The 18,112-nt window shown below is 59.5% G+C and carries 15 protein-coding genes; 8 read left to right on the forward strand and 7 right to left on the reverse strand.

Annotated elements, in window-relative coordinates; genetic code table 11:
• Window positions 1–165: 165 nt before the first annotated feature.
• The 3 genes from KBY08_RS05490 (at window position 166) to KBY08_RS05500 (ending at window position 3,170) form a co-directional block, all read left to right on the forward strand.
• The gene (locus KBY08_RS05490) at window positions 166–1,491 is read left to right on the forward strand and encodes an MFS transporter (protein WP_024641536.1); all 1,326 of its coding nucleotides are present in this window, start codon (window positions 166–168) and stop codon (window positions 1,489–1,491) included.
• A gap of 592 nt (window positions 1,492–2,083) precedes the next feature.
• The gene (locus KBY08_RS05495) at window positions 2,084–2,401 is read left to right on the forward strand and encodes a hypothetical protein (protein WP_003406310.1); all 318 of its coding nucleotides are present in this window, start codon (window positions 2,084–2,086) and stop codon (window positions 2,399–2,401) included.
• A gap of 145 nt (window positions 2,402–2,546) precedes the next feature.
• Window positions 2,547–3,170 (forward strand): flavin reductase family protein, encoded by a 624-nt coding sequence (locus KBY08_RS05500; protein WP_003406312.1) that lies wholly within the window; start codon window positions 2,547–2,549, stop codon window positions 3,168–3,170.
• Here the strand turns inward: KBY08_RS05500 and KBY08_RS05505 are convergent, their stop codons facing one another.
• The gene (locus tag KBY08_RS05505; RefSeq protein ID WP_024641535.1) at window positions 3,171–3,410 is read right to left on the reverse strand and encodes a hypothetical protein; all 240 of its coding nucleotides are present in this window, start codon (window positions 3,408–3,410) and stop codon (window positions 3,171–3,173) included.
• A gap of 164 nt (window positions 3,411–3,574) precedes the next feature.
• On the opposite strand from KBY08_RS05505, the gene KBY08_RS05510 reads away from it, so the two are divergent.
• Window positions 3,575–3,745, forward strand: coding sequence for a hypothetical protein (locus KBY08_RS05510; protein ID WP_162885101.1), 171 nt, complete (start codon window positions 3,575–3,577; stop codon window positions 3,743–3,745).
• A 127-nt stretch (window positions 3,746–3,872) separates the two neighbouring features.
• Entirely contained in the window at window positions 3,873–5,369 is a 1,497-nt protein-coding gene (locus KBY08_RS05515; RefSeq protein WP_003406314.1) for an MDR family MFS transporter, read from the forward strand.
• A 14-nt stretch (window positions 5,370–5,383) separates the two neighbouring features.
• Here the strand turns inward: KBY08_RS05515 and KBY08_RS05520 are convergent, their stop codons facing one another.
• Together KBY08_RS05520 and KBY08_RS05525 are read right to left on the reverse strand one after the other, a co-directional pair.
• Window positions 5,384–6,517, reverse strand: a complete 1,134-nt coding sequence (locus tag KBY08_RS05520; RefSeq protein ID WP_024639163.1) for a DUF3396 domain-containing protein — start codon at window positions 6,515–6,517, stop codon at window positions 5,384–5,386.
• Window positions 6,518–6,996: 479 nt separating this feature from the next.
• On the reverse strand, window positions 6,997–7,656 hold the full coding sequence (locus KBY08_RS05525) for a TetR family transcriptional regulator (protein WP_003406317.1): 660 nt from the start codon (window positions 7,654–7,656) through the stop codon (window positions 6,997–6,999).
• 255 nt (window positions 7,657–7,911) lie between these two features.
• Here KBY08_RS05525 and KBY08_RS05530 point away from each other — a divergent pair, with 255 nt between their 5' ends.
• From KBY08_RS05530 to KBY08_RS05540, 3 genes are read left to right on the forward strand one after another with little or no spacing between them, the layout of a single operon-like run.
• Complete coding sequence (locus tag KBY08_RS05530) at window positions 7,912–9,072, forward strand: efflux RND transporter periplasmic adaptor subunit (protein WP_024650601.1); 1,161 nt, start codon at window positions 7,912–7,914, stop codon at window positions 9,070–9,072.
• Between the two features lie 3 nt (window positions 9,073–9,075).
• Window positions 9,076–12,210, forward strand: a complete 3,135-nt coding sequence (locus KBY08_RS05535) for an efflux RND transporter permease subunit (RefSeq protein WP_011268787.1) — start codon at window positions 9,076–9,078, stop codon at window positions 12,208–12,210.
• A complete protein-coding gene (locus tag KBY08_RS05540) occupies window positions 12,207–13,667 on the forward strand; it encodes an AdeC/AdeK/OprM family multidrug efflux complex outer membrane factor (protein ID WP_011268788.1) in 1,461 nt (486 codons plus the stop codon). Before KBY08_RS05535 ends, KBY08_RS05540 begins: the two co-directional genes overlap by 4 nt.
• A gap of 63 nt (window positions 13,668–13,730) precedes the next feature.
• Here the strand turns inward: KBY08_RS05540 and KBY08_RS05545 are convergent, their stop codons facing one another.
• From KBY08_RS05545 to KBY08_RS05560, 4 genes are all read right to left on the reverse strand, one after another.
• Entirely contained in the window at window positions 13,731–15,032 is a 1,302-nt protein-coding gene (locus KBY08_RS05545) for an MFS family transporter (RefSeq protein ID WP_024650600.1), read from the reverse strand.
• 211 nt (window positions 15,033–15,243) lie between these two features.
• Window positions 15,244–16,446, reverse strand: a complete 1,203-nt coding sequence (gene pcaF / locus KBY08_RS05550) for a 3-oxoadipyl-CoA thiolase (protein ID WP_172452242.1) — start codon at window positions 16,444–16,446, stop codon at window positions 15,244–15,246.
• Window positions 16,443–17,222 (reverse strand): CoA-transferase subunit beta, encoded by a 780-nt coding sequence (locus KBY08_RS05555; RefSeq protein ID WP_003406327.1) that lies wholly within the window; start codon window positions 17,220–17,222, stop codon window positions 16,443–16,445. The genes pcaF and KBY08_RS05555 overlap by 4 nt, the downstream gene beginning before the upstream one ends.
• On the reverse strand, window positions 17,219–18,079 hold the full coding sequence (locus KBY08_RS05560; RefSeq protein WP_024641851.1) for a CoA transferase subunit A: 861 nt from the start codon (window positions 18,077–18,079) through the stop codon (window positions 17,219–17,221). Before KBY08_RS05560 ends, KBY08_RS05555 begins: the two co-directional genes overlap by 4 nt.
• Window positions 18,080–18,112: the final 33 nt, after the last annotated feature.

Genomic DNA, 18,112 nt, shown 5'->3' on the forward strand with positions numbered 1-18,112 from the left:
TCGGCAAGAATCCGCTTATCCCAATCGGGCCGATAAGCGGATTCTTGCTCATCAAAGTCGTCCTACCGCTCTAGAACAAGCCTTCATGGTCTGGCACAGCTCCTGCTATGTAACGGGCAGGGCATCGAATGCCTCCTTCCAAAAATAATGAAAACAAGGAACACCATGGAAACCTCCAATCCCGCCTCCCATGGGTCGGCTGCTACTGCCGCTGGCCAGAAAACCACCTCCAGCCGTCTCAAATCGATTTTCAGTGGCTCGGTCGGCAACATGGTCGAGTGGTACGACTGGTACGTCTACGCCGCCTTCTCGCTGTACTTCGCCAAAGCTTTCTTTCCCAAGGGCGACACCACTGCCCAGTTGCTCAACACCGCTGCGATCTTTGCCGTCGGCTTTCTGATGCGGCCTATCGGTGGCTGGCTGATGGGGCTTTACGCTGACTACAAAGGCCGCAAGGCTGCACTGATGGCATCGGTGCTGCTGATGTGCTTCGGCTCGCTGATCATTGCCCTGACACCGGGCTATGAAAGCATCGGCGTCGGTGCCCCGATTCTGCTGGTGTTCGCCCGCTTGCTGCAGGGCCTGTCTGTCGGCGGTGAATACGGCACGTCCGCCACCTACCTCAGCGAAATGGCCACCAAGGAACGTCGTGGCTTCTTCTCCAGTTTTCAGTACGTCACGCTGATTTCCGGCCAGCTCATCGCGCTGGGCGTGCTGATCGTTCTGCAGCAGACGCTGACCACCGAGCAGCTGTATGCCTGGGGCTGGCGCATCCCGTTCGTCATCGGCGCCCTGTGCGCAATCGTCGCGCTGTTCCTACGTCGCGGCATGGAAGAAACCGAGTCGTTCACGCGCAAGAAGAAGGAAAAGCCCAAGGAGAGCCTGATGCGTACGCTGATGCGCCATCCCAAGGAACTGATGACCGTCGTGGGTCTTACCATGGGCGGGACGCTGGCTTTCTACACTTACACCACTTACATGCAGAAGTATCTGGTCAACACCGTCGGCATGAGCATCACCGACTCGACGTCGATATCAGCGGCGACACTGTTTCTGTTTATGCTGTTGCAGCCGGTCATCGGCGCGCTGTCCGACAAGGTCGGGCGGCGTCCGATCCTGATCGCGTTCGGCGTGTTGGGAACGCTGTGTACCGTACCGATCCTGACCACGTTGCATACCATTCAGACATGGTGGGGTGCGTTCTTCCTGATCATGGCGGCACTGATCATTGTCAGCGGCTACACCTCGATCAACGCAGTGGTGAAGGCTGAGCTGTTCCCGACCGAGATCCGTGCGCTGGGCGTCGGTCTGCCTTACGCCCTGACGGTATCGATCTTCGGCGGCACTGCGGAATACATCGCGCTGTGGTTCAAGAGCATCGGGATGGAAACCGGTTACTACTGGTACGTCACTGCCTGTATTGCCTGCTCGCTGCTGGTGTATGTGTTCATGAAAGACACGCGTAAGCACTCGCGTATCGAAACTGACTGATCGGATTGCGACGATTCTCGTGCCCAGGCTCCGCTCTCATCGTTATATACAGATCTCGTGGGAGCGAGCTTGCTCGCGAAGAGGCCGGTACAGCCTCCAGAAATAGAGCGTTATGACTGACTCTTCATGAGCAATGGGGATCGCCGCCCCGTTCACTCTATTTTTTGGGCTTATCGAGACGTGTGTATAACGCTGAGGACTCCGCGCAGGCAGAAGAGTCATTCAGGCTCACTTACAACGATCAATATCATCGCCCGCATTGATACATCAGCCGCTCCAAAACAATCAATTACATCCTGGACCTGCAACAGAGTGTTACAGGGCGGTGCGTTATTTAGCCGAATTTCAGCAATAACTGCTTGAATAAACTGCGCTTTTAATTTGTCAAGAGCCTTTATTACAAGACTTTTCAGAAATTGCACCACAATAACGCAACACCGCCTGCAAGGCCCGAAACCAGAGCATTACAGACAACTATCATTTTCAGCGATGATCGCTAGCAATCCTATTAACTTCTTAATAATCCGCTGGCGCGTAGCATTGCCTCCATACCGGGATGACAACTCACCCGACACTCATTGGAGACATCATCATGAAAACCAACACACTGATCTTTGGTCTGGCTATCTCTGTTCTGGCTTCCAGCGCATTTGCACTTCCAGCCACCCACGTTCAAAGCGAACTGTCCAGCGCCACCCTCGTTGCTGAAGGCGGTACCAAACACACTAACGTCGGCTCGATCCGCGTATCGGCTGACGGCGCAGATCACGTCGGTGCCAACCGTCTCGCCGCTGATGGCGCTGACCGCGTCGGTGCCAACCGTCAGGCTGCCGATGGTGCAGACCACGTCGGTGCCAATCGTCTTGCTGCAGACGGTGCAGATCGCGTAGGCGCCAATCGTCTGGGCTGATCGCTCACGCAATACCCCCAAAGCCCGGCCGATGTCGGGCTTCTTCATGTCTGGCTCAGGATGAAACACACACGCCCCTCTGGCATCCTCTGCAAATGCGCAGCACTATGCTGACATCCACTATTGAGCCCATCAGGAACCGAGCATGTCAGACGCTATTCACTCCTACGAGCCATCCAAGGGTCACGGCCTGCCGCACGACCCGTTCAACGCGATTGTAGGCCCACGCCCGATTGGCTGGATTTCGTCGCAGGATGCCAACGGCAAACTCAACCTGGCACCTTACAGCTTCTTCAATGCGTTCAACTACGTGCCGCCGATCATCGGGTTCTGCAGCGTGGGCCGCAAAGACAGCCTCAATAATATCGAGCAGACCGGCGAGTTCGTCTGGAACCTGGCGACCCGCTCGCTGGCCGAAGCCATGAATCAGAGCTGCGCACCGGTGGCGCCGGACGTCAGCGAATTCGAACTGGCAAACCTGACACCACTGGCCTCGCAGATCGTCTCGGTGCCGCGTGTACTCGAAACGCCAGTGTCGTTCGAGTGCAAGGTCACGCAGATCATTCAATTGCAACGCGCCGACAAGGAACTGGTGCCCAGCTGGTTGATTCTCGGCGAGGTGGTGGCGGTGCACATCGACAAGTCGCTGCTCAAGGACGGCGTTTACGATACCGCCGCCGCCGAGCCGATTCTGCGCGGCGGCGGCCCGGCGGATTACTTCCAGCTCGGCCCGGAAGCGCTGTTCAAGATGTTCCGCCCAGGCGCCTGATCAGGCGTCAGCCCAGACCGGTTCGCCCTCTGCATCAATATCGACCAGCCGCTGCAGCTCTTCCACAGCGGCCAGGTCGGCATCATCGGCGGTCTTGAATTTCTGGTCCGGCAGCAGCGCATGAAAACGCGGTGCGCCGCCGGCGCCCAGCGCCTTTACGGCAATCGCCGCGTTATAACCCTGCTCGGACGGCATCACTGCCGAGACCACTTCAAACCCGTTGTATTCCTTGCGTGCCATGTCTCTCAACCCTGCCAATACGTCAAAGCGCGAATTCTAGCGCGTCTTTCGGCTCGTCCGACACGCGGCATGCAGCGATAAGGCAGCCGACGCAAAACCCAACCTTGTCCTACACTCTAATCAGTCCTTTCAAACTGCTCTGTAGCCGAGGTAAGGAGTGCGTCATGAAAGCAATAACAAGAAAGTGCATGGTTGTCGCAGGTGCTCTGGCGGTATTGGCTGTATACGGCGCCGGTGCCTATCGTAACGAACTGGCGCGCCAGGCCCCCTATGTCTCCAGCTGTACGTTTGGCCATTGCGTGCCAACCGATGCAACCTTCAGCGCCTTGCGATGAGGCGCACACAGCGTGAATTGCATCGCCATTGCGCAAAGGCAGCTATCGATTAGCAAGCTATCGGATTAGACTGGCCAGACTCTCCCGCCACACTTGCGGCGGGTCAACACTGCCATCAGGTTTTGCCTTGACCAGTCTTAATCAAACGCCTCCGGCCATCCGCAGCATCCTGTTTGCGTTGATGATGGCAGTCCTGCTCAGCGCGCTGGACCAAACCATCGTCGCGGTCTCGATGCCCGCCATCTCTGCCCAGTTCAGAGACATCGATCTACTGGCCTGGGTCATATCCGCCTACATGGTGTCGCTGACCGTGGCCGTGCCGATCTACGGCAAACTCGGCGATCTTTACGGGCGCCGTAAACTGATGCTGTTCGGGCTGGGGATTTTTACCCTGGCGTCGCTGTTCTGTGGCCTGGCGCAGAGCATGGAACAACTGGTCCTGGCGCGCGTCCTGCAAGGCATCGGCGCGGGCGGGATGGTTTCGGTCAGCCAGGCGATTATCGCCGACATCGTTCCACCTCGCGAACGTGGCCGCTATCAGGGTTATTTCAGCAGCATGTACGCCGTGGCCAGCGTCGCCGGGCCGGTGCTTGGCGGCCTGATGACTGAATACCTGTCCTGGCGCTGGGTGTTCCTGATCAATCTGCCATTGGGGGCCGCTGCGCTGATCGTCGCGTATCGGACCCTGGTTGGCCTGCCGGTGCCGCAGCGCAAGCCGATCATCGATTACCTGGGTACCGTGCTGATGATCATCGGCCTGACAGCGCTGCTGTTGGGGATTACCGAAATTGGCCAGGGTCATGGCCTGGGCGATGCCGAGGTTCAGTTGTTACTGGGCACGGCCCTGCTGACGCTGGCCATTTTCGTCTGGTACGAACGTCGCACTGCCGAACCGTTGCTGCCCATGCATCTGTTCACCAACAAGAGCGCCGTGCTGTGCTGGTGCACCGTGTTCTTCACCAGTTTTCAGGCCATCTCCCTGATTGTCCTGATGCCGCTGCGTTACCAGACCGTTACCGGGGGCGGCGCAGACAGCGCCGCCCTGCACTTGCTTCCACTGGCGATTGGCATGCCGATGGGCGCCTATTTTGCCGGGCGACGCACCGCGCATACCGGGCGCTACAAGCCGCTGATCCTGACCGGTGCGCTGTTGATGCCGGTTGCGATTCTGGGCATGGCCTTCACGCCGCCGCAATCGCTGATAGTGATGAGCCTGTTCATGGTCCTCACCGGTGTTGCTACCGGCATGCAGTTCCCCACGTCATTGGTCGGCACTCAGAATTCGGTTCAGCCCCGGGATATGGGCGTGGCGACCAGCACGACCAATCTGTTCCGCTCACTGGGTGGTGCAGTGGGCGTGGCACTGATGTCGGCGCTGCTGTTGGCCATGTTGCAGCACACCGGGGTCGGCCAACTCGGCGCAGGAGCGCTGGGTAGCGAAGGCAGCTCCGGCAACGTCCTGCTCGACAGTCTGAACGCGGCAACCGGCCCCGCGCTGGAAACCCTGCGCACCGAACTGGCAGTGACCTTCAGAAACCTGCTGATCACCAGCGCGGCCATTTCGCTGCTCGGTCTTGCGGCAGCCGCAGTGATGCCCAATACATTATTGCGAGGACGGGACTGATCGGCCTTTCCGGCTCAGGAAGGCATCCCGGCCCAGAACCATTGCGTTTTCTTGCTCTTTATATGGGCAAACGCAGGCATCAGTTCACCCTCATCGAAGTGTCGACGGGAGCCGGACTGTGCGCTGCTGAACCAGCTGCCTGAGCGAGGGCATGCTTGCCCGGCATCGACCGGCGGCAGCGGCTTTTCATCGAATCGCGCATACCACTGCGCAGTGGTCTCATCGGTAAAACCGATTCCGGGAGCCAGGTAGGGATGAAGATTGCCGGTGTCCTGCAGGCGAATCGGCTTGATCATCCTGTTGACCGTCACATAAGGCTTTGGCGGCGGCAGCCCTCGCCCGCCCAGCTCAGGCACCTCGCCGGCGCGAATGATCAGGCCGTTGCGATAGGTGTGGAAAACGATCTCACTGTGCGCACTCATCTCGCCGCGCATTTTGTCGCTGCCCCCCAACTGCCTGACGAACGCATCACCGAGCACGGTGTACCAGCTGACGCCCTTGATGCGGTCCAGCAGACGCAGGCTTTCAATGTGCGGGCCGGGGTCGACCATCAGCCCGCTAAAATCCTGAGCAAGCCGGAATTCCCACGGCAAATACTGATGGCCATCGCAAGGCAACACACAAGCAAGACCACCAAAACCGTGCTCGGCCTGCAGTTCGCTGCTGAGGTACCTGATCCACTCCTCGTAATGTTTCAAGCCGTCGGGCTCGGTCAGGTATGACCAGGGCAGAACCATTTTCAGACACGATCGATCGTTTTCGGCCTGCCCCTCTGAGGTGTTCATCACGAACAGGCTATAGGTGGCGACTTCAGCCTGAGTGGCGCTGGCGATAGACCAGATGAACTGCTCGTCTGGCGGACTCTCGACAATCTGACGCCGGGTCGAGGCGAAACCGGAGCCACTCAGGCGGCGCATGCGTTTGAAGAGTTGCCATTTGAGTCTGGTTTTGAACGCATCGTAAAAGCGCGAAAAACAGGCTTCGACGCGACGCTTCATCTCCACGGTGTGGCCATTGCGAAAATACAGCGTAGTGATCAATCCCAACCGTATGACCGGTGTGCCCAACACGGAATCCATGGCCACGCGTTCGGACTGTTGCGTAACCCTGGCCAATAACCTCACAGCATCAGTTGCAGTGTCCGACATGCCCCGCCCTCCCATCAGTCGCGGGGGTCAGGTTTTTGCGCGTACCTGCATGCCCTTCGCAGGTTTCGGTCACGCCGGAAATGTCCCCACTCATTGGGTAGCCATGGCCCTGCCAGCTCGAGTGGACATCAGCGTAACTGGCGATGATTTCAAGGCACATAGGCGCAAGATTCGGCAAAAACATGCAACCTTCCTCTCTTCTGATTCTTTCAGGAGGCGAAGAGTGAAGGGAGTTTTCCTGCGGGGCAATACTCGGAATTTACTTTGGGAAATCAGCTACATGTATCAGGAAATGTCCTACCTGCTTCCTACAATATCTTGTCAGATCAACGCTCGCTGATACCTGCACGGTGGGCGCAATCAATGAATACCGGCAAACGATCGGTAAACACACTCTATAAGAGGCACGAATCGGAGTCAGGCTCTGCACAGCGTCGCTGGCAGGCGGAACCGGCGGTTGCCCCGCCGGTCATGTTCAGTCAGGCACCCACTGTCGAGCGGTTATTATCGATCAGCAACGTCGGGCTGAAACGCAGCATGTCCAGGCACACGTCGACCAGTTGCTCGGCCTCTGCAGGCAGCGAGAAGCTGTCCGGAACCAGCAGCCATTGATAGATGATGCCGTTGACGTAGGCAAACAGGGCCACTGCAGCGCGCGCAGTGTCCAGCCTTTTGGGTAGCTGCCCCTGGCGTACGGCATTGTTCAGCCCCAGGGTGATCCGATCGTGGCACTGTATGGCGTTGTCCTGGCGCTGACGACGAAAATCACACATCTCGTCGGTAAACTCGCACTTGTGAAACAGGATTTCATTGATGCGACGGGTTTTCGGGTCCAGTGCGAGCTCATGAAACAGGTGAATCAACAGATTTCTCATGCAGCCCAGCGGGTCTTCCTCTTCCTCGCTCTGACTGGCCTGCGCCATTTCGTCGAGGGGTTCCTGAAGACTGTCGAGCATGGCCTGCACCAGATCGGCCTTATTGTTAAAGTGCCAATAGATGGCGCCTCGCGTCACACCGGCAAGGGTTGCAATGTCGGCCAGCGTGGTGCGGGCGACGCCTCGCTCATAAAAAGCCTGCTCGGCAGCCTCCAGAATCTGGCTGCGAGTGATCTGAGCTTCCTCTTTGGTGCGACGAACCATGGCAATAAGACCTCAAAAAATTCACCTCAGGCACGCGTCTTGCGTCATGCCTCGAGATATGGCCGGGCGGCATTTGTCTCGCCTTGTCCCGAATTGGCTGCCGGCTTCCTGAATAGTGGCCGAATGCGCACAGCGGGTGTTTACAAACAGCCGCGAATGTAAGTATATTCCTTAGCATGCTACTTATCTAGCCGAAATATTTTTTAACACTTCAACGTACTGTTGAGAAAACAGGCTCCTGCCCCGAGGATCTTCATGCAATTCAAGCCAGCTGTTACCGTTCTGGTCACTGCCATCGCCCTGGCAACCCTGCTCAGTGGCTGTAGCAAGAAGGAACAGGCCGCCCCGCCTGCGCAAACCCCTCAGGTAGGCGTCGTTACCATCAAAGCACAGCCCTATACCCTGACCACCGAGCTGCCGGGCCGGACCACCGCATTCCGCGTCGCCGAGGTTCGCCCTCAGGTCAACGGCATCATTCTCAAGCGTCTGTTCACCGAAGGTGGCGATGTCAAAGCCGGTCAGCAGCTCTACCAGATCGACCCGGCTGTCTATGAAGCCAACGCCAACAGCGCCAAGGCCACCCTGCAGTCCGCCAAGTCGATGTCCGATCGCTACAAGCAACTGGTCAGCGAGCAGGCAGTGAGCCGTCAGGAGTACGACACGGCGCTGGCATCGACCCAGGAAGCTCAGGCAGCCCTGCAGACCGCCCAGATCAACCTGCGCTACACCAAGGTGCTGGCACCTATTTCCGGTCGTATCGGTCGCTCCGCGGTGACGGAAGGCGCACTGGTGAGCAGCGCGCAGACCGATGCGATGGCAACCATCCAGCAACTCGACCCGATCTATGTCGACGTGGTGCAGTCGTCTGCCGACATGCTCAAGCTGCGCAGCGATCTGGACAGCGGCAAGCTGCAGAAAGCCGGCGACAACGCGGCCAAGGTCAAGCTGACCCTGGAAGACAACAGCGTCTATGGCCAGGAAGGCAAACTGGAATTCGCCGAAGTGTCGGTTGACCAGACCACCGGCTCCGTGACCCTGCGTGCCGTGTTCCCGAACCCTGAGCACCGTCTGCTGCCGGGCATGTTCGTTCACGCCCAATTGCAGGCTGGCGTCAATTCGAAGGCCATCCTGGCACCGCAGCAAGGTGTGACCCGCGACCTGAAAGGCACGCCGACCGCCATGGTCGTCAATCAGGACAACAAGGTTGAAATGCGTACGCTGGTGGCCAATCGCACCGTGGGCAGCGACTGGCTGATCGAAGACGGCCTGAAAGAAGGTGATCGCGTCATCACCGAAGGCCTGCAGTACGTCAAACCAGGCGCCGAAGTGAAAGTCGCCGAAGCGACCAACGTCAAAGGAGCAAACCCGGCACCTGCCCCGGCCACTGATAAAGCCGCAGGCAGCAAAGGGGAATAACCCATGTCGAAATTTTTTATTGATCGACCCATTTTTGCCTGGGTTATTGCCCTCGTGATCATGCTGGTCGGTGCGCTGTCGATTTCCAGCCTGCCGATCAACCAGTACCCGAGCATCGCACCGCCCGCCATCGGTATCCAGGTCACCTATCCGGGCGCGTCTGCCCAGACGGTGCAGGACACTGTGGTTCAGGTGATCGAGCAACAGCTCAACGGTATCGACAACCTGCGTTATGTCAGCTCGGAAAGTAACTCCGACGGCAGCATGACCATCACTGCGACGTTCAATCAGGGCACCAACCCGGATACGGCGCAGGTTCAGGTGCAGAACAAGCTCAACCTCGCGACCCCGCTGCTGCCACAGGAAGTGCAGCAACAGGGTATCCGCGTCACCAAGGCAGTGAAGAACTTCCTGATGGTGATCGGTCTGGTGTCGGAAGACGGCAGCATGGGCAAGGAAGACCTGGCCAACTACATCGTGTCGAACATGCAGGATCCGATCTCGCGGACCTCCGGTGTGGGTGACTTCCAGGTGTTCGGTTCGCAGTACGCCATGCGTATCTGGCTGGACCCGGCCAAGCTGAACAACTTCCAGCTGACCCCGGTGGACGTGAAAGACGCGATCACCGCGCAAAACGTCCAGGTGTCGTCCGGCCAGTTGGGCGGCCTGCCATCGATCAGCGGTCAGCAACTGAACGCCACGATCATCGGCAAGACCCGTCTGCAGACCGCCGAGCAGTTCGGCAACATCTTCCTCAAGGTCAACACCGACGGCTCGCAGGTTCGCCTGAAAGACGTCGCCACGGTCGGCCTGGGCGCAGAGAACTACAGCACCGACTCGCAGTTCGACGGCAAACCGGCTTCCGGTCTGGCGATCAAGCTCGCCACCGGCGCCAACGCGCTGGACACCGCCAAGGCCATCCGCGCGACCGTTTCCTCGCTGGAGCCGTTCTTCCCGCCTGGCATGAAAGTCGTGTATCCGTATGACACGACACCGGTGGTCAGCGAATCGATCAACGGCGTGGTGCACACCCTGATCGAAGCGATCGTGCTGGTGTTCCTGGTGATGTACCTGTTCCTGCAGAACTTCCGCGCAACCATCATCACCACGATGACGGTTCCGGTGGTCTTGCTGGGTACGTTCGGCATCCTCGCGGCCTTCGGTTTCACCATCAACACCCTGACCATGTTCGGTATGGTGCTGGCCATCGGCTTGCTGGTGGACGATGCGATTGTGGTGGTGGAAAACGTCGAGCGGGTCATGGAGGAGGAAAAGCTCTCCCCGCGCGACGCCACGATCAAATCCATGACACAGATTCAGGGTGCACTGGTCGGTATTGCCCTGGTGCTGTCGGCGGTTCTGTTGCCGATGGCGTTCTTCGGCGGCTCCACCGGGGTGATCTACAAGCAGTTCTCGATCACCATCGTCTCGGCCATGGCCCTGTCGGTCGTGGTTGCGCTGATCTTTACCCCGGCGCTGTGCGCCACCATGCTCAAGCCCATCGATCACGAGAAGCACGGACAACCGAAACGGGGTTTCTTCGGCTGGTTCAACCGCACCTTCGACCGCAGCGTTCTGAGTTACGAGCGCGGCGTCGGCAACATGCTCAAGCACAAGTGGCCTGCGTATCTGGGTTACATACTGATCTGCGCGGGCATGGTGTTCATGTTCATGCGTATTCCGGCTGCGTTCCTGCCGGAAGAAGACCAGGGCGTTATCTTCGCCCAGATCCAGACACCGGCCGGCTCCTCGACCGAGCGCACGCAGGAAGTCATCGATCAGATGCGTGAGTACCTGCTGACCAAGGAAAGCGGCGCGGTGAAGTCGGTGTTCTCGGTAAACGGCTTCAACTTCGCGGGCCGCGGTCAAAGCTCGGCGATTGCGTTCGTGATGCTCAAGCCGTGGGAAGAGCGTGATTCCAACAACAGCGTTTTCGAACTGGCCAAGCGGGCTCAAGGCTATTTCTTCAGCCTGCGCGACGCGATGGTGTTTGCGGTCGTCCCGCCTTCGGTACTCGAACTGGGTAACGCCACAGGCTTCGACGTCTACCTGCAGGATCAGGGCGGCGTGGGTCACGACAAGCTGATGGAAGCGCGTAACCAGTTCCTCGGCATGGCTGCACAGAGCAAGATTCTGGCGGGCGTGCGTCCGAACGGTCTGAACGACGAACCGCAATACCAGTTGATCATCGACGACGAGCGCGCCAGTGCATTGGGCATCACCCTGTCGGACATCAACAACACCCTGTCCATCGCGTTGGGTGGCAGCTACGTCAACGACTTCATCGACCGTGGCCGTGTGAAGAAGGTGTACATCCAGGGCGATGCAGGTGCGCGTATGACGCCTGAAGACCTGAAGAAATGGTACGTACGCAACAGCGCGGGCGAGATGGTGCCGTTCTCGGCCTTCGCCAGCGGCAAATGGTCCTACGGCTCGCCGAAACTGTCACGCTACAACGGCGTGGCGGCAGAGGAAGTACTCGGTACTCCAGCCCCTGGCTACAGCAGCGGCGACGCGATGAACGAAGTCGAGGCGCTGGCCAAGAAGCTGCCGCAAGGTATCGGCATCTCGTGGACCGGTCTGTCCTACGAGGAACGCCTGTCCGGTTCACAGGCCCCTGCCCTGTATGCCCTGTCGCTGCTGGTCGTGTTCCTCTGTCTGGCGGCATTGTATGAAAGCTGGTCGATTCCGATCGCGGTCATCCTCGTGGTGCCACTGGGGGTTATCGGTGCACTGATGGCAACCAGCCTGCGCGGTCTGTCCAACGACGTGTTCTTCCAGGTCGGGTTGCTGGTGACGGTGGGTCTGGCGGCGAAAAACGCCATTCTGATCGTCGAGTTCGCCAAAGAGCTTCACGAACAGGGCAAGAGCCTGGTCGACGCGGCGATCGAGGCCTGCCGCATGCGTCTGCGCCCGATCATCATGACCTCCATGGCCTTCATCCTTGGCGTTGTGCCGCTGGCGATTTCCTCGGGCGCAGGTTCGGGTAGTCAGCATTCGATCGGTACTGGCGTAATTGGCGGTATGATCACCGCAGTTATTCTGGCGATCTTCTGGGTGCCCCTGTTCTTCGTAACGGTTTCAGGGCTCTTCAAGAGCAAGCAGAAACATATTTCACACGATGAGGCTGGCCAATGAGCAAGTCATTGATCTCACTTGCAGTTACCGCGTTCATTCTCGGCGGCTGCTCTTTGATCCCCGATTACAAGCAGCCGCAAGCACCGGTCGCGGCACAATATCCGCAAGGGCCGGCGTACTCGCCGGTCGAAGGCGCCAAAATGGCCGCCGCGGAGCAAGGCTGGCGGCACTTCTTCAATGACCCGGCGCTGCAACAGCTGATTCAGACTGCACTGCTCAACAACCGTGACCTGCGGGTTGCGGCGCTGAACATCGACGCCTACCGCGCCCAGTACCGTATCCAGCGCTCGGACCTGTTCCCTGCTGTTTCGGCCACCGGTAGCGGCTCACGTCAGCGCGTGCCGGGTGATCAGTCGCAGACCGGTCAGCCAGGCATCACCAGCAGCTACTCGGCCACCCTGGGTGTCAGCTCGTACGAGCTGGACCTCTTCGGCCGGGTCCGCAGCCTCAGCGAGCAGGCGCTGGAGACCTACTTCGCCAGCGAGGAAGCGCGTCGCAGCACCCAGATCAGTCTGGTGGCCAGCGTCGCCAATGCCTACATGACCTGGCAGGCCGACAAGGAACTGCTCAAGCTGACGCAGGACACCCTGAAGACCTACGAAGAAAGCTTCCGTCTGACCTCGCGCGCCAGCGAAGTCGGCGTTTCTTCGGCACTGGACCTGAGCCAGTCGCGCACCGCCGTCGAAAGCGCGCGCGCCAAACTGGCCCAGTACCAGCGCCTGGTTGCCCAGGATCAGAACAGCCTGGTGCTGCTGCTTGGCACCAGCCTGCCCGACAACCTGCCGGCCAGCCACTTGCTCGATTCCGACATGCTGACCGAAATGCCGGCAGGCCTGCCGTCCGACCTGCTGCAGCGTCGTCCGGACATTCTCGAGGCCGAGCACTCGCTCAAGGCGGCCAACGCCAACATCGGCGCGGCACGTGCAGCGTTCTTCCCGAGCATCAGCCTGACGGCCAGTGCCGGGACCAGCAGCAGCGAGCTGTCCGGCCTGTTCAAGGGCGGATCGGGCGCCTGGCTGTTCCAGCCAAGCATCAACATCCCGATCTTCAACGCCGGCAACCTGCGCGCAAGCCTGGACTACTCGAAAATCCAGAAGGAAATCAGCGTCGCCAACTACGAGAAGGCGATTCAGACCGCCTTCCAGGAAGTGTCCGACGGTCTGGCTTCGCGCAAGACCTATGACGAGCAGCTCCAGGCGCAACGTGACTTCGTCGCGGCCAACCAGGATTACTACCGTCTGGCCGAGCGTCGCTACCGGATCGGCATCGACAGCAACCTGACCTTCCTCGACGCCCAGCGCTCGCTGTTCAGTGCGCAACAAACGCTGATCACCGACCGCCTGTCGCAGCTGACCAGCGAGGTCAACCTGTACAAGGCCCTCGGCGGCGGCTGGTATGAAAGAACCGGGCAGACCGAAACCATCTCCAAGGAGAAGCCTTCGGTTCAGTTGTTCTGATTGCAGTGCATAAAAAACCCACCTGATCAGGTGGGTTTTTTTATGGCCGAAACACACCTGCGATCAGTGATCCTGATGCAGGTACTTGGGCTCTTTGGGCAAACGCAGACTGAACAGGAACGCTACCGCCATCATCGCCGTCACGTACCAGTAAAAGCTGTTTTCCATTCCGGCACTCTTGAGCTTCAGGGCAACCCACTCAGCCGAGCCGCCGAACACCGCGTTGGCCACCGCATACGCCAGCCCTACGCCCAGCGCACGAACCTGTGGCGGAAACATTTCGGCTTTGACCAGCCCGCTGATCGAGGTGTAGAAGCTGACGATCGCCAGCGCCAGGGTAATCAGCACGAAGGCAATGAACGGGTTGGTGGTGGTCTTGAGCGTCATCAGGATCGGCACTGTACACAGCGTACCCAGCGCGCCGAACAGGAGCATCGAATTGCGACGGCCGATGCGGTCCGCGAGCATGCCGAAGAACGGCTGCATGCACATGTACAGAAACAGCGCGCCGGTCATGATGTAGCTGGCGGTCTTGGCTTCCATGCCCCCGGTGTTGACCAGGTATTTCTGCATGTAGGTCGTGAAGGTGTAGAAAATCAGCGAGCCACCGGCGGTGTAGCCCAGCACGGTGATGAAGGCCGCAGCATGATGCTTGAACAGTGCCGCAATACTGCCCGCGTCCTTATCCTGCCGGCTTTCGGCCGTGGTGGTTTCATTGAGGGTGCGACGCAGCAGCAAGGCGATGACCGCAGCGCCAGCACCGATCACGAAGGGGATGCGCCAGCCGTAGTCACGCAGCTCTTCGGTGGTCAGGAATTGCTGGAGAATGACCACCGTCAACACGGCCAGCAATTGCCCGCCGATCAGGGTCACGTACTGGAACGAAGCATAAAAGCCGCGCTGGCCACGCAGCGCCACTTCACTCATGTAGGTGGCCGTGGTGCCGTACTCGCCACCTACCGACAGACCTTGCAGCAGGCGCGCCATCAGCAGCAAGGCCGGCGCCCAGGCACCAATCGATGCATAGGTTGGAAGGCAGGCGATGATCAGTGATCCGGCACACATCATGGTGACCGAAATCAGCATGGAGTTCTTGCGCCCATGTTTGTCCGCGACACGACCAAACAGCCAGCCGCCAATCGGACGCATCAGAAAGCCAGCGGCAAACACACCCGCGGTGTTGAGCAACTGAACGGTCGGATCATCGGAAGGAAAGAAAGCCGGTGCGAAATAAATTGCGCAGAAAGCGTAGATATAGAAGTCGAACCATTCGACCAGGTTGCCGGATGAGGCGCCGACAATCGCGAAAATTCTTTTGCTTCGCTCCTCGCCGGTGTAATGCGGTGCTTTTGATGTTGTAGTCATTATTTTCCCCAAGCAGAACTGTCCATAAGAAACAATCTGTAACACCGTCTTTAATCGAGCACAATCAGTCAGGCCAATTCAGCCGACAGGAATAGCGGTATCGTTGAACATTCCGCGCCCGGACGAACAACAACCCGGATCATCAGCCCGCCTTTTCGTGGAGGCAGACAAACGATCCGGGTTGCTGGACAACAGGTTGAAGCAGGAGGGTTTACCGCTCGATGGCCAGTGCAAGCCCCTGCCCGACGCCGACGCACATGGTTGCCAGGCCTCTGCGCCCGCCGGTTTTCTCCAGATGGTGCAGCGCCGTCAGCACCAGCCGCGCGCCGCTCATGCCCAGCGGGTGGCCGAGGGCAATCGCCCCGCCGTTGGGATTGACCTGCGGTGCATCGTCGGCCAGACCCAGTTCGCGCAAGACCGCAAGCCCCTGGCTGGCAAACGCTTCATTGAGTTCGATGACATCGAAATCAGTCACCGCCAGGCCCAGACGCTCGACCAGCTTGCGCACCGCTGGCACCGGGCCAATGCCCATCACCCGAGGTGCAACCGCCGCGCTGGCCATGCCGAGCACGCGGGCACGCGGCGTCAGGCCATGCTTTTTCACCGCTTCGGCCGACGCCAGAATCAGCGCAGCAGCACCGTCGTTGACCCCGGACGCGTTACCGGCAGTCACCGTGCGGTCCGGGCCGTTGACCGGCTTGAGTTTGCTCAGGGTTTCCAGACTGGTATCGCCACGCGGATGCTCATCCTTGTCGACAAGGGTCTCGCCCTTTTTGTGCGCGACTCGCACCGGCACGATCTCTTCCTCGAAAAAGCCCGCAGCCTGGGCAACGGCAGTGCGTTGCTGGCTGCGCAGGGCGAAAGCGTCCTGATCGGCTCGAGAAATCCTGAAGTCGGTTGCAACGTTGTCGCCCGTCTCGGGCATTGAGTCCACGCCGTACTGTGCTTTCATCGCCGGATTGATAAAGCGCCAGCCGATGGTGGTGTCTTCCAGCTTCATGTTGCGCGAAAACGCGGCATCGGCCTTGCCCATCACGAAGGGCGCGCGGGACATCGACTCGACGCCTCCGGCGATTGCCAGCTCGATTTCACCTGACGCGATGGCCCGGAAAGCGGTGCCGATGGCGTCCATCCCGGACGCGCACAGGCGATTGAGGGTGACCCCCGGTACGCTTTGTGGCAGCCCGGCCAACAGTGCGGCCATGCGCGCAACGTTGCGGTTGTCCTCGCCGGCCTGATTGGCACAGCCGAAAAACACTTCGTCGATCTCCTCCCAGTTGACCGACGGGTTGCGCTCCATCAGCGCCTTGATCGGCACCGCCGCCAGGTCGTCTGCACGCACTGAAGACAGCCCGCCACCAAAGCGACCGATGGGCGTACGAATCGCATCGCAAATAAACACTTCACGCATCACGCTTCTCCTGCAACCTGACCGTGAGCCGCGGCAGTCCGTGCTTCCAGATCACGCAGCGCCGTCAGCTCGACCTCGGTAGGCTCTTCGGAGACCACAACGGTGTCGGCAAAGCGGATCGCCCAACCGGTTGCGGCGATAACCTGCTCACGGGTCACGCCAGGGTGCAGCGTAGTCACGACGAACTCGTGGGTGCCGGCTTCCGGCTCCATGATGCACAGGTCGGTGATGATGCCCACCGGGCCGGCACCGGGCAGGCCCAGACGCTTGCGCGAATCGCCGCCTTCGCCATGGCCGACCGAGGTGATGAAATCCAGCTTGTCGACGAACGAACGCGCCGACTGCTTGAGAATGATCAGCACTGACTTGGCCGACCCAGCGATCTCCGGCGCACCACCGGCGCCCGGCAGACGCACTTTGGGATGGTGGTAATCACCGACCACGGTGGTGTTGATGTTGCCGAAGCGGTCGACCTGCGCTGCGCCGAGAAAGCCGACATCGACGCGACCGCCCTGCAGCCAGTAACGAAAGATTTCGCTGGTGGATACCACTGTGTCTGCGGTTTCAGCCAACTCGCCATCGCCGATAGACAGCGGCAACACCGTGGGCTTGGCACCAATCGGACCGGACTCGTAGATCAGTACCACGTCAGGCGCAGAGGTAAGACGTGCCAGATTCGCCGCCTTCGAAGGCAGGCCGATGCCGACGAAGCACACAGAACCATTGCGCAAGCGACGGGCTGCGGCGACGGTCATCATTTCACTGGTGGAGTAAGTCATTGTTTGGCCTCCGAAGCGCGAGCCAGCTTGCTCTGGAATTCACTGAAATCTGCGGTGCCGTGGATGTATTCATCGATCCACGCGGTGAAGGTCTCCCGGTCTCTGGCGATCGGGTCCCAGGCCTGATAGAAGGGGTTGTCACGTTCGTAGTAACCGTGCGCATAAGACGGGTGAGCACCGCCTGGCACCAGACACACAGCGCTCAGCGCCCAGGTCGGCAGCACGCAGGAGTTCATCGGGGCGTTCAGGTCATCGACGATTTCTTCCACCGTCACAATGCAGCGCTGTGCAGCCAGCGCGGCTTCTTTCTGCGCACCGAGAATGCCCCACAACAGCACGTTGCCCTTGCGGTCGGCTTTCTGTGCATGAATCACGGTCACGTCCGGGCGCACCGAAGGCACCGCTGCCAGCACCTCACCGGTGAACGGGCAGGTGACGGTCTTGATCAGCGGGTTGACCTTGGGCAGGTCAGAGCCGGCGTAAGCGCGCAGCACAGCGAACGGCAGACCGGACGCACCGGCTACATAGGCGTTGGCGAGGTCGGCATGGCTGTGCTCTTCAATTTCCATCGCGCGCGGCCACTGTTTTTCAACGGCATCGCGCAAACGGTGCAAGGAGCCAACGCCAGGGTTGCCGCCCCACGAAAAAATCAGCCGCTTCGCACAACCGGCGCCGATCAACTGGTCGTAGATCAGGTCGGGAGTCATGCGCACCAGGGTCAGGTCCTTTTTACCCTGACGGATGATTTCATGGCCAGCGGCCGTGGGGATCAGATGAGTGAAGCCTTCCAGCGCAACGGTGTCGCCATCGTTGACCAGTTGCTTCACCGCATCGCGTAGAGAAAGAATGTCTGCCATGAGGTGCTCCGAACCCAACATCACGTTCAATGA

It is taken from the genome of Pseudomonas sp. P135, assembly GCF_020312125.1.
GTDB classification, from domain to species: Bacteria; Pseudomonadota; Gammaproteobacteria; order Pseudomonadales; family Pseudomonadaceae; genus Aquipseudomonas; species Aquipseudomonas fragariae.

Bases quoted from the DNA above. Each gene is read 5' to 3' on its own strand.
- KBY08_RS05490 (WP_024641536.1), top strand. From the start codon at position 166: ATGGAAACCTCCAATCCCGCCTCCCATGGGTCGGCTGCTACTGCCGCT.
- KBY08_RS05495 (WP_003406310.1), top strand. From the start codon at position 2,084: ATGAAAACCAACACACTGATCTTTGGTCTGGCTATCTCTGTTCTGGCT.
- KBY08_RS05500 (WP_003406312.1), top strand. From the start codon at position 2,547: ATGTCAGACGCTATTCACTCCTACGAGCCATCCAAGGGTCACGGCCTG.
- KBY08_RS05505 (WP_024641535.1), bottom strand. From the start codon at position 3,410: ATGGCACGCAAGGAATACAACGGGTTTGAAGTGGTCTCGGCAGTGATG.
- KBY08_RS05510 (WP_162885101.1), top strand. From the start codon at position 3,575: ATGAAAGCAATAACAAGAAAGTGCATGGTTGTCGCAGGTGCTCTGGCG.
- KBY08_RS05520 (WP_024639163.1), bottom strand. From the start codon at position 6,517: ATGTCGGACACTGCAACTGATGCTGTGAGGTTATTGGCCAGGGTTACG.
- KBY08_RS05525 (WP_003406317.1), bottom strand. From the start codon at position 7,656: ATGGTTCGTCGCACCAAAGAGGAAGCTCAGATCACTCGCAGCCAGATT.
- KBY08_RS05530 (WP_024650601.1), top strand. From the start codon at position 7,912: ATGCAATTCAAGCCAGCTGTTACCGTTCTGGTCACTGCCATCGCCCTG.
- KBY08_RS05535 (WP_011268787.1), top strand. From the start codon at position 9,076: ATGTCGAAATTTTTTATTGATCGACCCATTTTTGCCTGGGTTATTGCC.
- KBY08_RS05540 (WP_011268788.1), top strand. From the start codon at position 12,207: ATGAGCAAGTCATTGATCTCACTTGCAGTTACCGCGTTCATTCTCGGC.
- KBY08_RS05545 (WP_024650600.1), bottom strand. From the start codon at position 15,032: ATGACTACAACATCAAAAGCACCGCATTACACCGGCGAGGAGCGAAGC.
- KBY08_RS05555 (WP_003406327.1), bottom strand. From the start codon at position 17,222: ATGACTTACTCCACCAGTGAAATGATGACCGTCGCCGCAGCCCGTCGC.
- KBY08_RS05560 (WP_024641851.1), bottom strand. From the start codon at position 18,079: ATGGCAGACATTCTTTCTCTACGCGATGCGGTGAAGCAACTGGTCAAC.